This is a genomic window from Geminicoccus sp. (genome assembly GCF_036263595.1).
In the GTDB taxonomy this organism is placed as follows: Bacteria; Pseudomonadota; Alphaproteobacteria; order Geminicoccales; family Geminicoccaceae; genus Geminicoccus.
In genome coordinates this window covers 22,419-43,375 of the sequence record NZ_DATAGQ010000151.1, presented here as the reverse complement: position 1 = coordinate 43,375, position 20,957 = coordinate 22,419, and the positions used below count along the sequence as shown (strand labels likewise).

22 protein-coding genes are annotated in these 20,957 nt (G+C 68.7%); 7 read left to right on the top strand and 15 right to left on the bottom strand.

What is annotated here, in order from left to right; translation table 11 throughout:
* The first annotated feature begins 28 nt into the window (after positions 1-28).
* The 5 genes from VHL31_RS16035 (at position 29) to VHL31_RS16015 (ending at position 2,610) form a co-directional block, all read left to right on the top strand.
* On the top strand, positions 29-289 hold the full coding sequence (locus VHL31_RS16035) for an antitoxin (protein ID WP_329662237.1): 261 nt from the start codon (positions 29-31) through the stop codon (positions 287-289).
* The gene (locus VHL31_RS16030; RefSeq protein WP_329662236.1) at positions 289-621 is read left to right on the top strand and encodes a type II toxin-antitoxin system PemK/MazF family toxin; all 333 of its coding nucleotides are present in this window, start codon (positions 289-291) and stop codon (positions 619-621) included. Before VHL31_RS16035 ends, VHL31_RS16030 begins: the two co-directional genes overlap by 1 nt.
* Positions 618-1,562, top strand: a complete 945-nt coding sequence (gene ftsY / locus VHL31_RS16025; protein WP_329662235.1) for a signal recognition particle-docking protein FtsY — start codon at positions 618-620, stop codon at positions 1,560-1,562. The genes VHL31_RS16030 and ftsY overlap by 4 nt, the downstream gene beginning before the upstream one ends.
* Positions 1,563-1,642: 80 nt before the next feature.
* Positions 1,643-2,173 carry an outer membrane lipid asymmetry maintenance protein MlaD gene (gene mlaD, locus VHL31_RS16020; protein ID WP_329662234.1) on the top strand — a complete coding sequence of 177 codons (531 nt, stop codon included), beginning with the start codon at positions 1,643-1,645 and terminating at the stop codon, positions 2,171-2,173.
* An 8-nt stretch (positions 2,174-2,181) separates the two neighbouring features.
* Entirely contained in the window at positions 2,182-2,610 is a 429-nt protein-coding gene (locus VHL31_RS16015) for a DUF2155 domain-containing protein (protein ID WP_329662233.1), read from the top strand.
* Here the strand turns inward: VHL31_RS16015 and aat are convergent.
* The 6 genes from aat to VHL31_RS15985 all read right to left on the bottom strand — a co-directional run bounded on the left by aat (position 2,526) and on the right by VHL31_RS15985 (position 7,495).
* Entirely contained in the window at positions 2,526-3,245 is a 720-nt protein-coding gene (aat, locus tag VHL31_RS16010; RefSeq protein WP_329662232.1) for a leucyl/phenylalanyl-tRNA--protein transferase, read from the bottom strand. The genes VHL31_RS16015 and aat overlap by 85 nt on opposite strands.
* Positions 3,245-4,600 (bottom strand): acetyl-CoA carboxylase biotin carboxylase subunit, encoded by a 1,356-nt coding sequence (accC, locus tag VHL31_RS16005; RefSeq protein ID WP_329662231.1) that lies wholly within the window; start codon positions 4,598-4,600, stop codon positions 3,245-3,247. The genes aat and accC overlap by 1 nt, the downstream gene beginning before the upstream one ends.
* 5 nt (positions 4,601-4,605) lie before the next feature.
* A complete protein-coding gene (gene accB, locus VHL31_RS16000) occupies positions 4,606-5,070 on the bottom strand; it encodes an acetyl-CoA carboxylase biotin carboxyl carrier protein (protein ID WP_329662230.1) in 465 nt (154 codons plus the stop codon).
* Positions 5,070-5,531, bottom strand: coding sequence for a type II 3-dehydroquinate dehydratase (gene aroQ / locus VHL31_RS15995; protein WP_329662229.1), 462 nt, complete (start codon positions 5,529-5,531; stop codon positions 5,070-5,072). The genes accB and aroQ overlap by 1 nt, the downstream gene beginning before the upstream one ends.
* 181 nt (positions 5,532-5,712) lie before the next feature.
* Positions 5,713-6,708 (bottom strand): MDR family oxidoreductase, encoded by a 996-nt coding sequence (locus tag VHL31_RS15990; protein WP_329662228.1) that lies wholly within the window; start codon positions 6,706-6,708, stop codon positions 5,713-5,715.
* Between the two features lie 19 nt (positions 6,709-6,727).
* On the bottom strand, positions 6,728-7,495 hold the full coding sequence (locus tag VHL31_RS15985; RefSeq protein WP_329662227.1) for an arginyltransferase: 768 nt from the start codon (positions 7,493-7,495) through the stop codon (positions 6,728-6,730).
* 62 nt (positions 7,496-7,557) lie between these two features.
* Here VHL31_RS15985 and VHL31_RS15980 point away from each other — a divergent pair, with 62 nt between their 5' ends.
* Complete coding sequence (locus VHL31_RS15980; protein ID WP_329662226.1) at positions 7,558-8,502, top strand: alpha/beta hydrolase; 945 nt, start codon at positions 7,558-7,560, stop codon at positions 8,500-8,502.
* Between the two features lies 1 nt (position 8,503).
* Here VHL31_RS15980 and VHL31_RS15975 read toward each other — a convergent pair whose 3' ends face one another.
* The 5 genes from VHL31_RS15975 to VHL31_RS15955 all read right to left on the bottom strand — a co-directional run bounded on the left by VHL31_RS15975 (position 8,504) and on the right by VHL31_RS15955 (position 15,929).
* Positions 8,504-8,818 carry a 2Fe-2S iron-sulfur cluster-binding protein gene (locus VHL31_RS15975; protein ID WP_329662225.1) on the bottom strand — a complete coding sequence of 105 codons (315 nt, stop codon included), beginning with the start codon at positions 8,816-8,818 and terminating at the stop codon, positions 8,504-8,506.
* Positions 8,819-8,867: 49 nt separating this feature from the next.
* Positions 8,868-9,938, bottom strand: a complete 1,071-nt coding sequence (locus VHL31_RS15970; RefSeq protein WP_329662224.1) for an NAD(P)/FAD-dependent oxidoreductase — start codon at positions 9,936-9,938, stop codon at positions 8,868-8,870.
* Between the two features lie 968 nt (positions 9,939-10,906).
* Entirely contained in the window at positions 10,907-12,652 is a 1,746-nt protein-coding gene (locus VHL31_RS15965) for a glutathione S-transferase family protein (protein WP_329662223.1), read from the bottom strand.
* A gap of 69 nt (positions 12,653-12,721) precedes the next feature.
* Positions 12,722-13,498 carry a hypothetical protein gene (locus tag VHL31_RS15960; protein ID WP_329662222.1) on the bottom strand — a complete coding sequence of 259 codons (777 nt, stop codon included), beginning with the start codon at positions 13,496-13,498 and terminating at the stop codon, positions 12,722-12,724.
* Positions 13,499-13,595: 97 nt separating this feature from the next.
* The gene (locus tag VHL31_RS15955) at positions 13,596-15,929 is read right to left on the bottom strand and encodes an NADP-dependent malic enzyme (protein ID WP_329662221.1); all 2,334 of its coding nucleotides are present in this window, start codon (positions 15,927-15,929) and stop codon (positions 13,596-13,598) included.
* Positions 15,930-16,144: 215 nt separating this feature from the next.
* Here VHL31_RS15955 and htpX point away from each other — a divergent pair, with 215 nt between their 5' ends.
* Positions 16,145-17,059, top strand: coding sequence for a zinc metalloprotease HtpX (gene htpX, locus VHL31_RS15950; protein ID WP_329662220.1), 915 nt, complete (start codon positions 16,145-16,147; stop codon positions 17,057-17,059).
* Positions 17,060-17,246: 187 nt separating this feature from the next.
* On the opposite strand, the gene VHL31_RS15945 is transcribed toward htpX, so the two are convergent.
* Genes VHL31_RS15945 through VHL31_RS15930 form a run of 4 tightly spaced genes read right to left on the bottom strand, consistent with a single transcriptional unit; the run spans position 17,247 to position 20,824 of the window.
* Positions 17,247-18,227 carry a CoA ester lyase gene (locus tag VHL31_RS15945; RefSeq protein WP_329662219.1) on the bottom strand — a complete coding sequence of 327 codons (981 nt, stop codon included), beginning with the start codon at positions 18,225-18,227 and terminating at the stop codon, positions 17,247-17,249.
* Complete coding sequence (locus VHL31_RS15940; protein WP_329662218.1) at positions 18,224-19,186, bottom strand: site-specific tyrosine recombinase XerD; 963 nt, start codon at positions 19,184-19,186, stop codon at positions 18,224-18,226. Before VHL31_RS15940 ends, VHL31_RS15945 begins: the two co-directional genes overlap by 4 nt.
* Positions 19,179-20,687, bottom strand: a complete 1,509-nt coding sequence (locus VHL31_RS15935; RefSeq protein WP_329662217.1) for a hypothetical protein — start codon at positions 20,685-20,687, stop codon at positions 19,179-19,181. Before VHL31_RS15935 ends, VHL31_RS15940 begins: the two co-directional genes overlap by 8 nt.
* Positions 20,684-20,824: a hypothetical protein gene (locus VHL31_RS15930; protein ID WP_329662216.1), complete on the bottom strand. Its 141-nt coding sequence runs from the start codon at positions 20,822-20,824 to the stop codon at positions 20,684-20,686. The genes VHL31_RS15935 and VHL31_RS15930 overlap by 4 nt, the downstream gene beginning before the upstream one ends.
* Positions 20,825-20,957: the final 133 nt, after the last annotated feature.

The following is a 20,957-nucleotide window of genomic DNA, read 5'->3' as shown; positions in this document are numbered from 1 at the left end:
TATATGTAAAACATGATGGAGGCTGCCCATGCTCGAGACACACCTGCGTGCCGTTGGCGGTTCCGTGATGCTCGCCATCCCCAGGCCGATCCTCAAGAGCCTCGGCCTGGATGTGAACGCCCCGGTCAGCCTTCACGTCAATGACGGCGTCCTGGAGGTACGGCCGGCGACACGGAAGCGGCGATATACGGTCGAAGAGCTCATGGCCAAGTGCGACCTGAATGCTCCGTTTACCGACGAGGAGAAGGCCTGGTCGGAGATGCCGCCGGCAGGCAAGGAATACTGGTAGTGGATCGAGGCGATATCTGGCACCTCGATTTCAGCCCTGCCGCCGGCCGCGAGCTTCGTGGCGCTCACTATGCCCTCATCGTTTCTCCCAGAGCTTTCAACTTGATGGGAAAGCCGCTTGTCTGCCCTATCAGCACGACGGGCGCCAGCTTTGCCCGCGCTGGCGGTTGGACGGTCACGTTGATGGGGGCCGGGACGGCCACGGCCGGCATGATCCTGTGCCACGAGCTCCGGACCATCGACATGAAGGCACGCAGTGGCCGGTTTCACGAAAAGGTACCCGATTCCATCATGGACGAAGTGCTCGCCATCGTTCAGGCGCTCGTAGAATGACCACCGAACCCACCAGCTGGTGGCAGCGCCTGAAGTCCGGTCTATCCAAGACCTCGGGCCAGCTCACCGGATCGATTTCCGCCATCTTCGTGAAGAAGAAGCTCGACCAGGAGATGCTGGACGAGCTGGAGGAAGCGCTCATCGTGGCCGACATGGGCGTCGACACCTCCGCGCGCCTCGTCGCGCACCTGAAGAAGGAGCGCTGGGGCCGGGACGTGACCGACCAGGAGGTCCGCCAGGTGCTGGCGGCCGAGGTCGGGCGAATCCTCAAGCCCTATGCCAGGCCAATCCCGTCCCGCGACGTCATCCCGCAGGTCATCCTGGTGTGCGGCGTGAACGGGACCGGCAAGACCACGACCATCGGCAAGCTCGCCAAGATGGCGACCGATGCCGGGCTGAAGGTGGTGCTGGCCGCCTGCGACACGTTCCGGGCCGCGGCCGTGGAGCAGCTGCAGGTCTGGGGCGAGCGCAACGGCGTGCCGGTGCTGGCGGCAACGCAAGGCTCCGACCCGGCGGCGCTGGCCTATTCCGCCCTGGAGAAGGCGAAGGCGCAGGGCGCCGACATTCTGATGATCGACACGGCCGGGCGGCTGCACAACAAGGCGGCGCTCATGGACGAGTTGAAGAAGATCATCCGGGTGATCAAGAAGGTCGACCCGTCCGCCCCGCACGACACCGTGCTGGTGCTGGACGGCACGACCGGGCAGAACGCGCACCGGCAGGTCGAGGTGTTCAAGGAGATCGTGGACGTGAGCGGCCTGGTCGTGACCAAGCTGGACGGAACGGCCAAGGGCGGGGTGGTCGTGTCGCTCGCGGAACGGTTCCACCTGCCGATCCATGCGCTGGGCGTGGGCGAGGCGATCGAGGATCTGAAGCCTTTCGAGGCGGAATCGTTCGCGCGCGCCGTGCTGGGACTGGACGAGAAGCCGGCGGCCAGTTGAGCCGCCGAGGTTGAGGGTTCGGCCCCAAGGCGCTACCTGACCGCATTGATTGTTCGAAGAGATGCCGGAGAACGAACTGCATGGCCCGCTCTATCGTCGAGACCGTGCTCGGCGCCCTGGTGCTCCTGGTCGCCTGTGGCTTCCTGGTCTGGGCCTATGGGCGCAGCAACCTGGGCAGCCCGAACGGCTATGAGTTGATCGCCCGGTTCGACCGCGCGGATGGCATCGAGGTGGGCGCGGACGCCCGGATCAGCGGCGTCAAGATCGGTACGGTCACGGCCAAGACGCTGGACCCGCAGACCTTCCGCGCCGAGGTCCGTTTCTCCGTGCAGAACGACATCAAGCTGCCCTCCGACAGTTCCGCCTCCGTGGCCAGCGCCAGCCTGATCGGCGGCAAGTATCTGTCGATCGTGCCGGGGGGCGACGAGAAGGAGCTCGGGCCGGGCGGCGTAATCACGCTGACGCAGTCCTCGATCAGCATCGAGGACCTGATCGGCCGCTACATCTTCAGCCAGGGTGGCAGCGCACAGGGCGGATCGGGTGGCGGTGCTGCGTCCGGTGCCGCCGGCGGCGAGCAGAAGCCGGCCGACGACATCTTCTCCACTCCATGATGTCGACATTGAGGCGGCCTGCCTGCCTGACGGTCCTGGCCCTGGGCGGCTGCCTTGCAGTCCTGCCGGCGCTGGCCGACGGGCCTACCGTGCCGAACAACAAGGCGGAGATGCAGGGGCTGGACAAGGTCACGGCCCGGGTCGCGCGGATCGAGGTGACGCTGGACCAGCCGGTCCGCTTCAACACGCTGCTGATCACGCTGAAGGCCTGCTTCACCTCGCCGCCGACGGAGACTCCGGAGGCTGCCGCCTTCATCGAGATCGACGACCTCGACCAGGACCGTCGGGATCGCATCTTCTCGGGCTGGGTGTATGCGTCCAGCCCATCACTGCACGCGCTGGAGCACCCGGTCTACGATGTCTGGCTGACCGGCTGCGCCGATCCGCTCGCGGGGCCGGACGAAGTGACGCCGGACGTACTGCCGGATCCGGGCTGAACTTCCTCGACCGGGAAGAGGGAAGGCAGGGTCAGCGCATATTGCAGGCGCCGCCGGTATTCTTCCTGCTCGATCTCGATCGCGCCGAACCGGCTGAGGTGGCTCGTCACGAACTGGGTGTCGAGCAGCACGTAGCCGCCCTTGTGCAGGCGGGCCACCAGATCGACCAGGGCGGCCTTGGAGGCGTCGGTCGCCCGGCTGAACATGCTCTCGCCGAAAAAGGCCGCCCCCAGCGACACGCCGTACAGCCCGCCCACCAGTTCGCCGTCCAGCCAAGTTTCCACGCTGTGGGCGTGGCCGCGCCGGTGCAACTCCACGTAGAGGCCGATCAGCTGCTCGTTCAGCCATGTGCTGGGACGGGTCGGCGTCTGGTCGGCGCAGGCACGGATGACCTGAGCGAATGCCCGGTCGGCCGTCATCTGGAAGCGGCCGGCCCGGAGCGTCCGGGCCAGGCGCTTGGGCACGTGGAACCGGTCAAGCGGGATGATCCCGCGATGCTTCGGGTCGATCCAGTAGATCGTCTCGTCGTCGCCCGCTTCCGCCATCGGGAACACCCCGAACCGGTAGGCGGTCAGCAGCATTTCCGGGGTGATCGTCCGTTCGTCGTCGTCTTCGATCGCCACCGGCTTGCGCATCAGACGACCGGGGGCTCCCAGTCGGCGATGAACTTGCCGAGCCATCCGGTATCGTACTGGCCGGCCTTGAAGGCACTGGTACCGAGAACGGCACGCAGGAGCGGAAGGTTGGTGTCCACGCCCTCGATCACGCATTCCGCGAGCGCGCGCTCGAGGCGGCGCAGGCAGGTGGGCCGGTCCACGTCGTGGACGATCAGCTTGGCGATCAGGCTGTCGTAGTAGGGGGGGATCGTGTAGCCGGCGTAGAGGGCCGAATCCATGCGCACGCCCGGGCCGCCCGGTGCATGGTAGCCGGTCACCCGACCTGGCGACGGCGCCAGCGTCTTCGGGTTCTCCGCCGTGATCCGGCACTCGATCGCATGGCCGGACAGGACCACGTCCTCCTGAGAGAAGGCCAGCTTCTCGCCGGCCGCCACCCGGATCTGCTCGCGCACAAGGTCGATGCGGGTCACGGCTTCCGTCACCGGATGCTCCACCTGCAGGCGGGTGTTCATCTCGATGAAATAGAACTGGCCGTCCTCGTAAAGGAATTCCAGCGTCCCGGCACCGCGATAGCCGAATTTTGCCATGGCCTTGGCGACCAGCGCACCGAGCTTCTCGCGGTCCGCCGCATCCAGCACCGGCGAGGGCGCTTCCTCCACTACCTTCTGGTGGCGCCGCTGCAAGGAGCAGTCGCGCTCGCCCAGATGGAGCACCTGGCCGTGGGTGTCGCAGAGAACCTGCACCTCGATATGGCGGGGGGCCGCCAGGTACTTCTCGATATAGACCCGGTCGTCGCCGAAGCCGGCCTTGGCCTCGCCGCGCGCCATGCTGAGCGCGTCCAGGAGCTGATCGCGGTCGCGCACGACGGTCATGCCGCGCCCGCCGCCGCCGGACACCGCCTTGATCAGTACGGGCCAGCCGATCTCTTCGGCCGCCGCGAAGGCCTCTTCTTCCGAGCCGACCGGGCCATCGGTGCCGGGCACGCAGGGGATTCCCAGGCGCCTGGCCGTGTCCTTCGCGACGATCTTGTCGCCCATCAGCCGGATATGCTCGGGCGTGGGACCGATGAAGGCGAAGCCGTGCTCCTCCACCATCTGGCAGAAATCGGCGTTCTCGGAGAGGAAGCCGTAGCCGGGATGGATCGCCTCGGCCCCGGTGATCTCGGCCGCGGCCAGGATGGACAGCTTGTTCAAGTAGCTGTCGGCGACCTGGGGCGGCCCGATGCACACGCTCTCGTCGGCAAAGCGCACATGCATGGCCGAGGCATCGGCGGTGGAATGCACCGCCACGGTCTGGATGCCCATCTCGCGGCAGGCGCGGAGCACCCGGACGGCGATCTCGCCTCGGTTGGCGATCAGGATCTTCTTGAACAATCCGGTCACTCCAGGACGAGGAGTGGTTCACCGAATTCCACGGGTGCCGCGTTCTCGACGAACACCCGCAAGACCCGCCCGGCCTTGGGCGCCCGGATCGCGTTCATGACCTTCATCGCCTCGATGATCAGCAGCGTCTGCCCTTCCTTCACCTCCGAGCCGACTCCCGCATAGGGCGGCATGCCTGGCTCCGGCGCCAGATAGACGGTGCCGACCATCGGCGACTTGACGATGCCGGGATGGGAGGCATCCGGCCCGGGCGCCGGCTCCGCGGCGGCGGGTCCCGCCGGCGGGACCTGGGGTGCCTGCAGGTAGACGGGCGCCGTGACGTCCATGGGCGCCATCTGGATCTGCCGGGCCACGCGGATCCGCGTGGTGCCCTGGTTGATCTCGATCTCGGTCAGGCCGGTACGCTGGAGGAGTTCCGCCAGCTTCTCGATGAAGTTCGTTTCGACGTCGAGCTTGGCCATCATTGATCTCGAGCAACGGCAGGGGAACGGGACAAAAGGTCGTGAGCCGCACGCAGCGCCAGGACATAGCCATGGGCACCGAAACCGCAGATCACGCCGGTAGCAACGAGCGACACGTAGGAGTGGTGCCGAAACGGCTCACGGCGGTGGACGTTGGAGAGGTGGATCTCCACGACCGGCTTTTCCGCCGCCGACAGCGCATCCATGAGTGCCACCGAGGTGTGGGTCAGCCCACCGGGATTGATCACGATCGCATCGGCCCGCGTGCGCGCCTCATGGATCCAGTCGATGAGCACGCCTTCATGGTTGCTCTGCCGGAAGTCCACGCTGCAGCCCAGGGCCAGCGCCTCGTTCTCCACCATCGCATGAACGTCGGCGAGCGTCGTCCGGCCATAGATGTCCGGCTGGCGCAAGCCCAGCATGTTCAGGTTCGGCCCGTTCAGGACCATGATGTTCGGCAAGGTCGGGATCGATCGCGGTTATTGATCGTTGAAGGCCACGGCTCGGACGGCTGTCCGCCAAAGCGGCATGGGCCACCGTCAAGACGTTGGTCCGCGGCGGCGGCACGTAGCACGGGCGGCCGGTCTGCGGAAGCCCGCTCGTGCATGTGGAATGGCCGGGGCGGGCTGGCGGGCCGGTCCGCTAGCCCTGCGTGTCCACCACGATCCGGCCTTTCACGGCGCCCTGCAGGAAGCCCGCCGCCGCGGCCGGGACGTCGGCCAGCCCGATCGTGCTGGTGATCGCGGCCAGGCTGTCGGGGCCGAGGTCCCTGGCCAGGCGCCGCCAAGCCTGTTGGCGCGGCTCGAACGGCACCTGCACCGAGTCCACCCCGCACAGCCGCACGCCCCGGAGGATGAACGGGAACACCGTGGTCGACAGCTCGGCCCCGCCGGCATTGCCGACCGCCGTCACCGTGCTTCCGGCCGACATCGTCCGCAACAGCCCCGCCAGGGTAGCGCCACCTACCGTATCGACGGCACCGGCAAAGCGCGCCTTGTCGAGCGGTCCCTTGCCAGGCGTGAGGAACAGGCGCCGGTCGATCACGTCGGCAGCGCCCAGGCCGTGCAGCCAGTCGGCCTCGGTCGTCTTGCCCGTTGAGGCCACGACGCGGAACCCGGCCGCGGCCAGCATCGCCACGGCGACGCTGCCGACGCCCCCAGCGGCACCGGTGACCACCACCTCGCCGGAATGTGGCGTCACCCCCTGCCGCTCCAGTTCCAGCACGCAGAGCGCTGCCGTGAAGCCTGCGGTGCCGATCGTCATGGCCGTCCGCGACGTCAGTCCATCCGGCATCGGCACCAGCCAGTCCGCCGACACGCGTGCGCGCTGGGCAAGCCCGCCGAAATGGCGTTCGCCGACGCCCCAGCCGGTCAGCACGACCTCGTCGCCTGGCCGGTAGCGCTCATCCCCGGAGGAGCGGACGGTGCCGGCAAAGTCGATGCCCGGCACGAACGGAAAGCTGCGCACGATCGGCGCGCTGCCGGTGGTCGCCAGCGCGTCCTTGTAGTTCAGGGTCGACCAGGCGACATCCACGGTGACGTTGCCCGGCATGAGGTCGCTCTCGGCAAGTTCGGCCAGGCGTGCCGTCGTCTTGCCGTCCGCCTGGTCCAGGACGATCGCCTTGAACCGGTCCGTCATGCTGCGCTCCCTGTCATGGTCAGTCGGTCGGTCCGGTGCCGCCGGCCGATGGCTCGGGCAGGTCCGCCCAGCCTTCGGCCGTCAGCTGCTCGATCGGCCGGAACCTGACCTTGTAGTCCATCTTCTCGCTGCCGGCGATCCAGTAGCCGAGATAGACATAAGCCAGACCATCCAGGCGCGCCTGTTCCACAAGCTGGAGGATCGTCCAGGTGCCGAGACTGCGCCTGGTCTCGGTCGGCTCGAAGAACTTGTAGACGCCGGAATAGCCCGAGGCGAGGCGATCGGTGAGGCTGACGGCCAGCAGGCGACCCGACGGGTCGCGGCCCTCCATCAGCAGGGAGGCCACCGTCCAGTCGCTCACCATAGCCTCGAAATCGGCACGGGTCATGGCCGCCATGCCGCCATCGCCGTGCCGCGCGCCGAGATAGCGGCGGAACAGCTCCCAGTGCTCGGTGGTCGCAACCGCGGCAGCCGGCTGCATCGTGAGGTCGGCGTTGTGCTTGAGGACCTTGCGCTCGTTGCGGGTCGGCACGAACCGGTCGACGGGGATGCGGACGGGGACGCAGGCGTTGCAGCCGGGGCAGGCCGGCCGGTACATCAGGTTCTGGCTGCGCCGGAACCCGCTTTCGCTGAGCCGGTCGAAGATCTCCTGTTCCTGCGGGTGGCGGCGCAGGAGCGTGTAGATCCGCCGCTCCGTCCGGCCTTCCAGATAGGGGCAGGGGGCGGGACCGGTGGTGTAGAATTGGCGCAGCGCATGGCGCGGACTGGGCGGCAGGTCGATGGACAAGCGGATCTCCAGCAGCACGTCCACTTCAAGTGGCCGATCACGGCCAGATCATCAACCGCCGCATGCAACCGATTCACTGGAACAGGCGGCGGCTCCGTGATCCGTTGACCGGCACGGGCGGCCGCCCGATGCTGCGCTTCATGCGAAGCGAACGATGCACCTTGCAGACGCCGGACGACGGCACGATCGAGCTGCACTGGCTGGAGCATAGCGACCATGCCGCCGGTCAGGTGATCGTCTGTGTCCATGGCCTCACCCGCAACGCCCACGACTTCGACCGGATCGCGACGGAACTGGCCCTGCGCGGTGCAAGGGTGCTGGCAGTCGACGTACCTGGCCGTGGCGGCAGCTCCTGGCTCTCCAATCCGGCGCACTACGTGGTGCCGGTCTATGCGGACTGCCTGCGTACTTGGCTCGGCATGCTGGGCCTGTCCTCGGTGGACTGGCTCGGCACCTCGATGGGCGGGCTGATCGGGATGGAGATCGCCGGCAGCGTCGACGGCCCGATCCGCCGGCTGGTGCTGAACGACATCGGCGCGTTCGTGCCGAAGGAGGCGTTGGCGCCGATCGGCGCCTATCTGGGGCTGGACCTGCGCTTTCCCGACCTGGAGGCGGTCGAGCGGCATCTGCGCACGATCCATGCCGGGTTCGGGCGGCATCTGGACGATGGCTGGTGGCGGGACCTTGCCCGCTGGTCGGCACGCAAGGTCGGCCATGACTGGCGGATGCATTACGACCCGGCAATCAAGCTGCCGTTCACGCAGACGGAAGCGGCCGATATCGACCTGTGGCCGCGCTACGACGCGATCGCCTGCCCGACCCTCCTGCTGCGCGGTGCGGAAAGCGCGCTCCTGCCCACGTCAGTCGCCCAGGAGATGACCCATCGCGGACCGCGGGCCGAGCTGGTCACCCTGCTCGACTGCGGGCACGCCCCATCCTTGGGCGAGCGGGACCAGATCGAGGTCGTGGCCGACTGGCTGTGCGGGCCGGCCCCGAACGCGGTCTAGCTCAGAATTCCGGGGCGAGGGTGACGGTCAGGCCGTCCAGTTCCTCGGTGAACTTGATCTGGCAGGACAGCCGGGAGTTGTCCTGGACCTGGAACGCCTCGTCCAGCATGTTGCTCTCGTCCTTGCCGACTTCGGGCAGGCGGGAAAGCCAGTCGCCGGACACGTAGACATGGCAGGTGGCACAGGCGCAGCAGCCGCCGCAGGCCGCTTCGATCGGGAGGTCGGCTTCGCGCACGATCTCCATCACCGACCAGCCGGTGGTCGCGGTGATGCTGTGCTCGACTCCTTCGCGGTCGATGACGATCAATTCGGCCATGCGCGGCGATCCATGTTCGGTGGTGGTCGATGGGCGACAAACGGCGACGTCAGTCGGCCACGCCCAGGCGTTTGTGCAGTTCCGTCGAAGATGTCGTGTAGCGGAACACGAGCTTCTGCTCCGGCCGGCAGTACTTGTGCGCCTTCTGGCACATCAGGGCCGCCTCATGGAAGCCCGACAGGATCAGCTTCAGCTTGCCGGGATAGGTGCAGATGTCGCCGATCGCGAAGATGCCGGGCTGCGAGGTCTCGAACGCCTCGGTGTCGACCTTGATCAGGTTGCGCTCGAGGTTGAGTCCCCAGCTGGCCAGCGGCCCCAACTCCATCTTCAGCCCGAAGAAGGCCAGCACCGTGTCGCACTCGACGGTTTCCTCGCCGCCGCCCGTCTTGCCGAGCGTCACGGCTTCCAGGCGCCCGTCGCTGCCGTGCAGCTTGGCGATCTGCCCGAAATGCAGGCCGACCTGCCCGGCCGCAACCAGCGCCCGCATCTTCTCGACCGAATCGGGGGCGGCGCGGAATTCGTCACGGCGATGCACGAGTGCTGCCGAGCGGGCGATCGGCTGGAGGTTCAAGAGCCAGTCCAGCGCGGAGTCGCCGCCGCCGGCCACCAGCAGGCGGCGGTCGCGGAAATGCTCCATCTTGCGGACGGCGTAATGGAGGCTGGTGCCCTCGAAGCCCTCGGCCTCCGGCAGCGGCAGGCGGCGCGGCACGAAGCTGCCGGCACCCGCCGCCACCACGATGACCGGCGCTTCCAGCACGGTGCCGATCGAGGTGACCAGCTGCCAGTGGCCGTCGTCCAGCCGCGTCAGGCGCTCGGCCTGCTGGTTCAGATGGAACTCCGGCGCAAAGGGACGCGCCTGCTCCAACAGATTGTCGGTCAGCTCCTGGCCGGTGCAGCGGGGCAGGGCCGGAATGTCGTAGATCGGCTTGTCCGGGTAGAGCTCCGCGCACTGCCCGCCCGGCTTGTCCAGGTTGTCGACCAGATGGCAGCGCAGGCCTAAAAGGCCGGCCTCGAACACGGTGAACAGGCCGGTCGGGCCCGCACCGATGACGATCATGTCGGTGCGGACCGGCTCGTCGCTGCTGGTCGAAGTCGCCTCTTCGGGCAGGGTCGGGGACATGCGGCTTCCATGGAAAGGAACGGACGTCGGGCTCGTGACCGGGCGCAACCTAGTGCCACGAGCCATGCCGGGGAAGAGCCTGCTCCGGCTGGCCGGCCAGCAACGGACGGACGAACCCGGCTGATGTCGGTATCGGCGCCGGACCGATCAAGCCCGCGAGGGGCAGGAGACGTCGCCCCGGCGCGGCCGCGGCGGCGTGGCGCGGCGGCGCAGGCCAAGGGGAAGCCATCCGCCTTGTATCGCGGGCACCTGGTGGCGAACATGGATTGGCCGCTCTTTCACCCATGTCGGGAACGGCATGGCTCGAACCCCCGCCCTTGTCCGCTCCCACCGCCCGCGCTACGCGGGCGAGAGAAGCCGCTGGACCAGGAGCGCGGCGCTCGCGGCTCCGGGAGTGCCGTCTGCCGAAAGCGCCTGGGTCGCTTCCTGCCATGATCGCTAGGCCTGCTTCCTGTTGCAGGGTGCTGTCCGCGAACGAATGACGGTGGTCGTTCGAGGGCGGTACCGCACGGATCCCTGGCCGGGACCGGCGGGTCAGGGAACGGAAGGGGCAGCGAGACGAGCGCGGGTTCGGCCACAAATGGCATCCGCCGGACGCCCGCAGCCAGCTGCGGGCCTGGCTTGGCCAGCAAGCGTCTTGGCGCTTGCGTGGCGGCGTGACGTAGGCCCCGTTTGCCGGCACGGGCCTGTGCAAGCCACCATGACCCCGATCAGGTGGACGTTGAGGACGGGAGCATGTTCTGGCCCGGAGGGCAGGATCAGTTGTCTGCCTGTGCACCGACAGGGTCGATCAAGGCCGCTCCCGTGGCTCCACCGCCATCGTCGGCCTAGGGGCACCCGCTGCGAGGTCGCTGCCTGGCTTGGCAAGTCGACCGGTCCCGAAGGCCGGGCGCGAGGGGTTTCTGAAGGACGGGACGCTTTCCTGCCGCGGCGCCTGGCTGGTCCTGCGGACCGGCAGCGAGCTGCGGTCAGCGCCGGCGCTGACCCGAAAACCCGATCGGCTTGATCGAGGAGGGACGGATCGTCCTCGGTCCGGCTGGCGGTTCCGGGACGGGAGCAGGCCTGGCCGGCCCGACGGACCCTGGATCTGCAGCGGGGTCGGCGGGCGTTGCTGGGTCCTTCTGTGCCGCAGGCGGCCTGGTTCCGGCGCTCGGACGGCGGACCGGCGGGCTTTCCGGCACGCCGGATTCGCTCGGCCGGTTGCCAGCGATGGCGCGCGCGAACCGGTTCGACAGCAGGCCCGGATCGTCCATCCCGGCGGTCCCCGGCCGGCGGAGTCTGACCATCGGGGGCAGGTCGGAGCTGGCCATGGGTCGCGCCGGCGTCGTTGCCGGCGGCGGCGTGGCAGGTGGCGACCCGACCGACGGGCGCTGCGCCGGAGGCCGGACCGGTGGCACGGCGCGCGGTGGCGGGACCTGGGCCGGGGCGGACAAACGCGGCTCGCGTGGCGGGACGGTCAGTGGATGCCCGGTCGCCGGCGCGGGAAGAGACCGGCCCGGCTCGGGCGAGGACGTTCTGGCGGGGCGCGCGCCGGTCACGGCAGGGATGGGCGCAGGTGCCGCTCGCTCCGGCTGAGGCCGCTCCTCGTCCTGCCCAGTCGGCACCGCACCTGGCGACGGTGCCCGACGTGGCGTGGCCGGCTCGTCCAGATAGCCGATCGGCGGCACGCTGGTGACGGATGGAACCCTGGCCGCGGCGGAAGGCGGCAAGGCTGGTCCCGTGCGTTCGACCGTCGCGTTCTCGCGCGCAGCCGGCCGGGGAGGCTCGTCGAGATAAGCGATGGCAGGCCGGTCGACCTTGTCGAGCTGTGGCCGGGCCGCGGGCGGAATGGCCGGGGGTGCCGCCGTCGCGGCGGCGGCCTGGGGCGCTTCGGCCTTCCCGGCCGGGCTCGCTTCCAGGGCCGTTGCAGGTGCCGGCATGGTCTTCGCGGCCGCGACGGGAGCAGGGCCCGGTGCAAGCTGCGGCACTTCCTCGAGCTGAGGACGGTCCAGGCCCAGGAGACCGGCGGCGCGGGGTGCTGGCGGCGCATCCTCCTCGATCAGGACCGGCGCCTCGGCCGCCGTGCGGTGGAACGGGGGAGTCGGCACGCGGGCGAAGGCGGCGACTTCTGAGCCGGCCTCTGCCACCCATTCGCGCATGGCGGGCAGTCCCATCACCGCCTCGACATAGGCCGCGACGAGCGGATCCTGGGGCAGCGCATAGGTCACAAAGCGGCTGACGAGCGGGGCACACATGGCGTCCGCGATCGTGAACCTGCCGAACAGGAACGGCCCGCCGCCCGTTTTCCCGTAGGTGCCGCGCAACTCGGTCCAGATGCGCCGGATCCGCTTTACGTCCATGGCGACGGCGCGCAGCAGCCGGCCAGGCGGCGCGAACCGCGCGATCATGTCCATCGGCAAGAAGGTGCCCAGCGCCGTGAACCCGCCATGGATCTCGGTGGCGACCGAACGCGCCAGTGCCCGCGCCGCGGGATCGTCCGGCCACATCTGCGGATGGTGCTCCGCCAGATATTCCAGGATCGCCAGCGATTCCCAGATCGTGACCTTCCCGTCGACCAGCACGGGCAGCCGCCCGGAAGGCGAGAAGCGCTGCAGCAGACCTTCCGTCTCCGGGCGGTCCAGCGGTACCAGCACGTCTTCGAACGGCACGTCGAACACCCGCATCGCCAGCCAGGTCGCGAGCGACCAAGGGGACGAGTTGCGACTGCCAATCACCAGGCGGATCGTCGTTCTCCAAGCTTCCGGCAACGGTTCACCAGGATCGAGCTGCGGACGGACCTACGGTCACGACTGCGGCGTCGCCTCCGCCGTTGCCGGTGTATCACACCACAGCATCTCCTGGCGATAATCGGCCAGGACACTCTCCAGAGACGGCGGCAGGGCCCGGCAGTTCCAATCCTCGCCGTCAGTCACCGTCGCGTAGCCTAGCGTGTCGCGCAACTGCAGCAAACCGGCGACGTCCCGGCGTGGATCGACCCGCCCGTCGCCGTCCAGGTCGCGCCCCAGCAAGAGACCGGCAACGACCACATGCAGTTCCCTGGACAGCGTTGCCCGCTGTTCTGCCGGCAGGTTCCGGTCCTGCAGCGAGCTTAAGCGGCGGTCGATCCCTACCAGCTCGCGCCGCAGGCTGGCCATGATGAGGCCAACGCTGCCGTACCAGGACCTGTCGCGGCCGACCAAGCCGAAGGACTGGTCCAAGATCCGCTCCGTCAGATCGAGCGCGCGGCGCACGTCGGCCACCGGCCGGCCAGGCGTCGCATCGGGCTGGACCAGGAGTGCTTGCATGATCGCGGCGGTCGAGGGGTCGATCCAGGCTTCCCGTCCGTGCGACGGGATCGCCATGACTCGAAGGACGGCGGCCTCGGCGGTCGGCAGCGAGCCTCCGCCGGTCGCCGTGCCGGGATGGCGCTGGAAGATGGCCCCGAATTGCCTGCCTGCATCCGGGTCGGACGCGTTGCCGGCCTGCGGCGGGTCCAAAAGGGCAGGCCCGGCGCAGGCTGCAAGGAGCAGGGGCAGCAGCCACGGGCACCACCGCCCCTTCCACTGCATCCAAGACGTCATCGGCCGCTCCCATTCCTCATGGGAGCGACCATGCCAGCAATTGCCTAACGTTCTCCTAACACCGCAGCCAACGTTCGCCTGGGCGGGGCGGGCCCGGTCAGGCAGCCACCACCGACGCCTCCGGTTCCTCCGCGGTGATCGCATCATGCGCGGCCAGGGCCGCCATGTTCAGCATGTCCGACACCGTCGCGTTCATTGGCAGGATCTGGATCGGCTTCCTCAGGCCCTGCAGGAGGGGCCCGATCACCGTGCCGCCACCCAGCTGCTGGAGGAGCTTGGACGCGATGTTGGCGGAGTGGAGGGCCGGCATGATCAGGACGTTCGCAGGCCCGGTCAGCCGGCAGAATGGGTAGATCGCCATCAACTCGGGATCGAGCGCCACGTCCGCCGCCATCTCGCCGTCATACTCGAAGTCGACCTGGCGCCGGTCCAGCTCGACCACGGTGTCGCGCACCCGCTGCGCCTTGGAGACGGGCGGATTGCCGAAGTTGGAGAAGGAGAGAAGCGCCACGCGCGGCGTGAACCCGAGCTGACGGACGACCCGCGCGGTCTGGATGGTGATGTCGGTCAGCACACGGGTGTCGGGGAGTTCGTGCACCGTGGTATCGGCGATGAACACGGTCCGCCCGCGGGCCACCATCATGGTCATGCCGAAGACGCGCTGCGACGGCTTGGGGTCGATCACCCGCATGACGTCGGCCAGCACGTCGTTGTAGTTGCGGGTGAGGCCGGTCACCATCGCGTCCGCGTCGCCGCTCGCCACCATGCAGGCGCCGAACACGTTGCGGTCCTGGTTCACCAGCCGCGCGCAGTCGCGGTAGAGCAGGCCGCCCCGCTGGTTCCGCCCGTACAGGAAGTCCGTGTACTTGCGGTTGCTGTCCGACAAGCGGGCATTGTGGATCTCGATGCCGTCCAGGTTGGACAGGCCGATCTGCGCCATGGTGGCGCGTACCCGGTCCTCGCGGCCGATCAGGATCGGTGTGCCGAGGCCGGTGTCGCGCCAAGCCATGGCGGCACGGATGGTCTTGGTTTCCTCGCCTTCCGCGAACACCATCCGCTTTGGCTGGGCCTGGACCCTGTCGAACACCAGCTGCAGCCGCGACGCGGTCGGATCGAGCCGCGAGCGCAGTTCCTGGCGGTAGCGCGGCATGTCGACCACGGGCTTGCGTGCCACGCCGCTCTCGATCGCCGCCTTCGCGACCGCAGGCGGGACGGTGTGGATCAGGCGCGGATCGAACGGCGTGGGGATCAGGTACTCCCGGCCGTAGCGCAGCTTGCGGCCGCGATAGGCGGCATGCACCTCGTCCGGCACGTCCTCGCGCGCCAGGGCGGCGATCGCATGGGCCGCCGCGATCTTCATGGCCTCGTTGATGGTCGACGCGCGGACATCCAGGGCACCCCGGAAGATGTAGGGGAAGCCCAGCACGTTGTTGACCTGGTTCGGATAGTCGGAGCGGCCGGTCGCCACGATGACGTCGCCGCGCACCGAGCGCGCGTCCTCGGGCGTGATCTCCGGGTCGGGATTGGCCATGGCGAAGATGATCGGGTCCTTGGCCATCGAGCGGATCATGTCCGCGGTGAACGCCCCCTTGGCGGACAGGCCGAACACCACGTCGGCGCCCCGCATGGCGTCGGCCAGCGAGCGAGCCTCGGTATCGACCGCATGGGCCGATTTCCACTGGTTCATGCCCTCGGTGCGGCCGCGATAGATGACACCCTTGGTGTCGCACAGGGTGACGTTGGCCGCCGGCAGCCCCATCGATCGCAGGAGGTCGACGCAGGCGATGCCTGCCGACCCCGCACCGTTGACCACCAGCTTGATGTCGGCGATCTGGCGGCCGGTGATGTCCAGGGCGTTGATCAGCCCCGCCGCGGCGATGATCGCGGTGCCGTGCTGGTCGTCGTGGAAGACCGGGATGTCGCAGAGCTCGCGCAGCCGCTCCTCGATGATGAAGCATTCAGGTGCCCGGATGTCCTCCAGGTTCACCCCGCCGAAGGTCGGCACCAGGAGGCGGACGCAGTTGACGAACTCGTCGACGTCCCGCGTGTCCACTTCCAGGTCGATGCTGTCGATGTCCGCAAAGCGCTTGAACAGGACCGCCTTGCCTTCCATCACGGGCTTGCCGGCGAGCGCACCCAGGTCGCCCAGGCCCAGCACGGCCGTACCATTCGATACGACCGCCACGAGGTTGCCCTTCGCCGTGTAGCGGTAGGCCTCTGCCGGGTCCTTCTGGATCGCGAGGCAAGGGACCGCGACGCCCGGTGAATAGGCCAGACTCAGGTCCCGCGCGGTCGTGAGCGGTTTGGTCGGGGTGATCTCGATCTTGCCGGGGCGGCCACGCGCATGCAGGTCCAGCGCCTCTTCGGCCGTCACGCTCATGCCGCCCTCGGTCGGGGGAGCGGGTCCCCAGTCGCTCTTGCGTTCGTCCATCGCCGTTTCCCTGCAGCCATTCTTGGTCGGGACCGGGCACGCCTGGCGGCTTTGGCGGCCATCCCCGAAACTCCGAGTTGCCATGCGTCAGGCCGTGCCGACAAGGGCGTGTGCCGCACAGCATGCCAAAGCAAGGCCCGATCCCGGATGGATCTGCTCCCTTGCGCCGGTTCGGACCGCGCCTACCTCCTGGGGGGGACGTCGAGGAGTGTGGAATGGCGACCTTCCGGACCGCCTTGCTGCTGGCTGTCATGACCGCCCTGTTCCTGTTGGTGGGCTACGCTATCGGCGGCGGCAGCGGCGCCGTCATCGCCCTGGTCATCGCGGCCGGCACCAACCTGTTCGCCTGGTGGGGTTCGGCCGACATGGTGCTGCGCATGCACCAGGCAAGGCCCGTGACGCCGGCGGCGGCCCCGGACCTGTACCGGCTGGTCGCGGATCTGGCGCGGCGGGCGGACCTGCCGGTGCCGAGCATCTACCTGATCGAGAGCGACCAGCCGAACGCGTTCGCAACCGGTCGCGACCCGCAGCACGCGGCCGTCGCCGTGACGCGGGGCCTGATCCGGTCGATGTCCCACGACGAGCTGGCTGGCGTGATCGCGCACGAACTGGCCCACATCAAGCATCGCGATACGCTGACCATGGCCGTTGCCGCGACCATCGCGGGTGCGATCGGCTTCCTGGCCCAGTTCGGCATGTTCTTCGGCGGCCACCGGGACCGCGACAACCCGCTGGGCGGGATCGGCCTGCTGCTCGCCCTGATCGTGGCGCCGCTGGCCGCCATGCTGGTGCAGATGGCGATCAGCCGGGCGCGCGAGTTCGAGGCCGACCGGGAAGGGGCCGCGATCGCGGGCAATCCGCGGGCTTTGGCCTCAGCGCTGCACCGGATCGAGCAGATCGCGACCGGTACCTATGTCGGCACGGCCGAGCGCAATCCGGCGACGGCACATCTCTTCATCATGAACCCGCTGCATGGCGGCGCGCTGGCCGGCATGTTCCGTACCCATCCGCCGACGGAGGAACGGATCCGGCGGCTGCTCGCGCTGAACCCGCAATCGGCGGCGCCGGCCGCGGCGTCGCGACCTGCGCAGCCCGGCCCATGGGGTCGCCGGGCCGGCCCGTGGGGATGATGTCGATATCCTGGCAACCGGCTGGATTCGGAGTAGCCACGCGGCTGATCGGGTCGTCTGAATGGAGTCGGCAGCAGGCACGACGGGAGGCCGCCGGCAGGAATGGCAGCCGTGTAAGGGCGGTCCCAAAAGCAAATGACCCGGCTCTCGCCGGGTCATTCCGTGTCGACCATGAGCGGGCCGCAGGTCAGCCCGCCGCTGCGATCCGATCGGCGCTCGTGACCAGGGCTTCGGCCTGGCGGATCGAGGCGATGTCGATCAGGCGGCCGTCGAGGCTGACGGCACCCTTGCCGGCCTTCGAGGCCTCTTCCATGGCGACGAGGATCCGGCGCGCACGCTCGACTTCCTTTGCAGGCGGCGTGAACACGTCGTTGGCCAGGGCCACCTGCGAAGGATGGATTGCCCACTTGCCTTCGCAACCGAGCACCGCCGCGCGGCGCGCCTGGGCCTGGTAGCCTTCCGGGTCCTGGAAGTTGCCGAACGGACCGTCGACCGGCCGCAGGCCGTTCGCACGTGCCGCCACCACCATGCGGGCGATGGCGTAGTGCCACATGTCGCCCCAGTGATAGGAGCGCGAGTTGTCGACGTCCGGATCGGTCAGCACGCCGTAGTCGGGGTTGGGCCCGCCGATCACCGTGGTCCGCGCCCTGGTCGAGGCGGCATAATCCGCCACGCCGAAATGCAGGCTCTCGTTGCGCTTCGATGCCCTGGCGATCTCGTTGACGTTGGCCATGCCCAGCGCGGTTTCCACGATCAGCTCGAAGCCGATCTTCTTCTGGCGCTTCTTTGCGGCCTCGACCTGGGTGACCAGCATGTCGACCGCATAGATGTCCGCGGCCGTACCGACCTTCGGGATCATGATCAGGTCGAGCCGCTCGCCGGTCTGCTCCAGCACATCGACGACGTCGCGGTACATGAAATGCGTGTCCAGCCCGTTGATCCGGACCGACAGCGTCTTGGTGCCCCAGTCGATCTCGTTGATCGCCTGGATGACGTTCTTGCGCGCCTGCTCCTTCTGGTCGGGCGCGACAGCGTCCTCCAGATCCAGGAACACCACGTCGACCGCCGATGCTGCCGCCTTCTCGAACATTTGCGGCGAACTGCCGGGGACAGCCAACTCGGAACGGTTGAGCCTTGGCGTGCACTGCTCGACGATCGTGAAACTCATGCCTGATCCTCCTCGGCGGCGACCGCGGCCCCAGGGCCATCCGGTCTCGTTTCCGCCATTTTCGTCGTCATCCTGGCCAGAGGATGGTGTTCGGCCACCACCGTGGCCAGACGCTCGGGGCGAACATGCGTATAGATCTGCGTCGTCGCAATGTCGGCGTGCCCCAGCATGGTCTGCACCGCGCGCAGGTCGGCCCCGTGGGCGAGCAGGTGCGTGGCGAAAGCGTGCCTTAGCACATGGGGTGAGATCCGCTCGGGATCGAGACCCGCCTCAGGCGCCAGCCGCTTGAGCAGATAGAGCACGTGCTGCCGCGTGAGATGGCCGCTGGCGCCGTTCGATGGAAACAGCCGGTTCTTGCGATCCGCCGGCCGCACCTCGAGCCAGCGCATCACTGCTTCCCTGGCGAAACGGCCGACCGGCACCATCCGCTCCTTGCTGCCCTTGCCGCGGACCAGCAGGGCGGAGCGATCCGGCGTGAATGCGCTCAAGGTGAGACCAACCAGTTCCGACACCCGCAGGCCCGACGCATAGGCCAGTTCGAGCAGGCAGGTGAGCCGCAGGCCGTCCGCCCCCTCCTTGGCCCGCGCCGCCGCCAGCAGCCCCTCCATCTCCTCTTCCGTCAGCACCCGCGGCAGCGCCCGCTCCCGACGCGGTCCCTCCACCGAGAGGGTCGGATCATCCGGGCGGTGGCCTTCCAGGTGGAGAAACCGGTGGAATTGGCGGATCGCCGCCAGCCGCCGCGCCTGCGTGGTCGCCTTCAGCCCGGCGTCTGCCGTCGCCTGCACGAAGGCACGCACGTCCTGTTCCGTCGCTGACAACTCCGACGTGCCTTGCTGCTTGAGAAAGGCGAACCAGGCGGACAGGTCGTTGCGATACGCAGCCAGCGTATGGCGCGAGGCGGCACGCTCGACCGCCATCATCTCCAGGAAAGGAGCCATCGAGGAGCGCGGCTCAGCCATGGAGGCGGGCGATCACGCTGCTGCGGGCAACCGCGCGGGCCTCGATGGCTCGGTCGATGGCGAGCAGTCCCGCAAGCCCGCGAGCAAAGCTGGGCGGGTCGCCGCTGCTCAGTCCGACCAGTGCCCGCGCCAGCATCGCGGCTGGCGCTGCCGGTTCCGGCGGCGGGAAGGGACGCAGAACGGTGCGCCATGGAGCCGACAGCGGCAGGTTCTGGCCCGCCAGGCCGGCCGTCAGCCAAACCGCGTCGTCAGCGGCGAACAGGCCGTCCGGTGCGGGCGGCATCCGCGTCGGGTCGATCAGGCCGGCCAGGATCATCAGGACCGCGAGCCGGTCCGCCTGGCGGCGGTCGTCGCGCCGCTGCACCTCGAGCATGTCGAACCAGAGAAGCGCCGCGCCCTCTTCGCCCATGGCAAGCAGGATCGCCGCCAGAACCGCTGCCTCTTCGGACAAGGCCGCACGCGGCGTGATGGTGGCAGCGATCGGGCCGAGCTGGGGAAGGTCGGCCAGCCGCTTGCCTGCATCAGGCAGATCGCGCCAAAGCTGGACCAGGGCACGCGCTCGCTCCTCAGGGGCCGCGATTGCACGAAGCCGGGTCGCCTCCGGCCCCACCGTCGTGAACCGTCCCCGCGCGTCGTCGAGCCGCACGCGGGCGGCAGCGCGCACCGCCGGCGCCACGTCCGGGTCCACGCTCAGGCGCGCCACCGCCGGCAGGCTTGCCGTGGCGACGGCATCCGCGGGAACCTTGATAGATAAATGATCGGCCAGGGCCAGGTCGACCGGCTGGACCTCCGCACTCCAGTCGATCGCATCGGCATCGCCATAGCGCAGCGCCGCGCCCACCAGCGCGCCGAACGGCTGGTCGCGCAGCGAATCGGTTGCACGCAGCGCGTTCTGCAGCACGAGGGCCGCATCCTCGTCACCTGCCATGATCGCACAGAACAGGTTGATCTCGTCCAGGCCCGCCGAAGGCGAGGCGCTGGCCGCCGCACAGCCGTCCACGTCCTGGCCCGAGGCCAGGTCGAGCCTGGCCACTTCCGGCGCCAGGCCAGGCGACCGCGCGGCATAGGGTCCGGCCTCGGCAAGCAGGGCCTGCGCCGCCTCCGCCTCGCCCAGGTCGACCAGCCGACGCAGACGGATCGCCAGCAGACGCTCCGATTCCTGTCCGGCTGGCGTGGGTGTCCGGAGCAGTTCGACCTGCAGGCGCCGGACGTTCGGGTCGGCCGGATCGTCGGGCAGGGCAGCCAGCAACTGCTCGATCACAGTGGCGGGTGTCGAGCCCCAGTCATCGCTTTCGGCCTGGTCTTGGCTCCGACCGGTGCCGACCGCTCCGGGCGCATCCAGCTGCCTGACCGTGATCTCCGGTTGGAAGCCGGGCGAGATGGAGGGCTGCGGTGAGGCAGGAGCCTGTTCGGGAAAGAGCGGCTTCGGCTGCCCGAACGCCGATGGCACGAGGAGCAGGACGCCAATCCCTGCCAGCAAGGTCGCCCGCGTTGCCGTCACTTAGGCAGCCGATCGTCCGGAACGGTCACTTCCACCGGTTTGCGCGGTGCCGGAATGTCCCACAGCATCAGGTAGGCTGCACCACCTACCAGCGCCGCCAGGAGGATCACAACCAGCACCCGTCCCACTGCCGCCATTGCCTCTCTGCTGCCGATCCGCCATGTCCCGCCGAGCCGGGCTTGCCGGACATGACGCCAGCTGGCTTATATCGACGACGCCATGTCCGTTCAACGCCGACCCGAAATGCCGACCGACGAAGCGAGCCGGAGA

What these genes read in the sequence shown, in the direction of transcription:
- VHL31_RS16035 (WP_329662237.1), top strand. Translation starts at nt 29, where the DNA reads ATGCTCGAGACACACCTGCGTGCCGTTGGCGGTTCCGTGATGCTCGCC.
- VHL31_RS15955 (WP_329662221.1), bottom strand. Translation starts at nt 15,929, where the DNA reads ATGGACGAACGCAAGAGCGACTGGGGACCCGCTCCCCCGACCGAGGGC.
- aat (WP_329662232.1), bottom strand. Translation starts at nt 3,245, where the DNA reads ATGCGCAAGCCGGTGGCGATCGAAGACGACGACGAACGGACGATCACC.
- VHL31_RS15960 (WP_329662222.1), bottom strand. Translation starts at nt 13,498, where the DNA reads ATGACGTCTTGGATGCAGTGGAAGGGGCGGTGGTGCCCGTGGCTGCTG.
- accB (WP_329662230.1), bottom strand. Translation starts at nt 5,070, where the DNA reads ATGGCCAAGCTCGACGTCGAAACGAACTTCATCGAGAAGCTGGCGGAA.
- VHL31_RS15970 (WP_329662224.1), bottom strand. Translation starts at nt 9,938, where the DNA reads ATGTCCCCGACCCTGCCCGAAGAGGCGACTTCGACCAGCAGCGACGAG.
- mlaD (WP_329662234.1), top strand. Translation starts at nt 1,643, where the DNA reads ATGGCCCGCTCTATCGTCGAGACCGTGCTCGGCGCCCTGGTGCTCCTG.
- VHL31_RS15940 (WP_329662218.1), bottom strand. Translation starts at nt 19,186, where the DNA reads ATGGCTGAGCCGCGCTCCTCGATGGCTCCTTTCCTGGAGATGATGGCG.
- VHL31_RS15990 (WP_329662228.1), bottom strand. Translation starts at nt 6,708, where the DNA reads ATGACGGACCGGTTCAAGGCGATCGTCCTGGACCAGGCGGACGGCAAG.
- VHL31_RS15975 (WP_329662225.1), bottom strand. Translation starts at nt 8,818, where the DNA reads ATGGCCGAATTGATCGTCATCGACCGCGAAGGAGTCGAGCACAGCATC.
- VHL31_RS15930 (WP_329662216.1), bottom strand. Translation starts at nt 20,824, where the DNA reads ATGGCGGCAGTGGGACGGGTGCTGGTTGTGATCCTCCTGGCGGCGCTG.
- VHL31_RS15980 (WP_329662226.1), top strand. Translation starts at nt 7,558, where the DNA reads ATGCAACCGATTCACTGGAACAGGCGGCGGCTCCGTGATCCGTTGACC.
- VHL31_RS15945 (WP_329662219.1), bottom strand. Translation starts at nt 18,227, where the DNA reads ATGAGTTTCACGATCGTCGAGCAGTGCACGCCAAGGCTCAACCGTTCC.
- htpX (WP_329662220.1), top strand. Translation starts at nt 16,145, where the DNA reads ATGGCGACCTTCCGGACCGCCTTGCTGCTGGCTGTCATGACCGCCCTG.
- ftsY (WP_329662235.1), top strand. Translation starts at nt 618, where the DNA reads ATGACCACCGAACCCACCAGCTGGTGGCAGCGCCTGAAGTCCGGTCTA.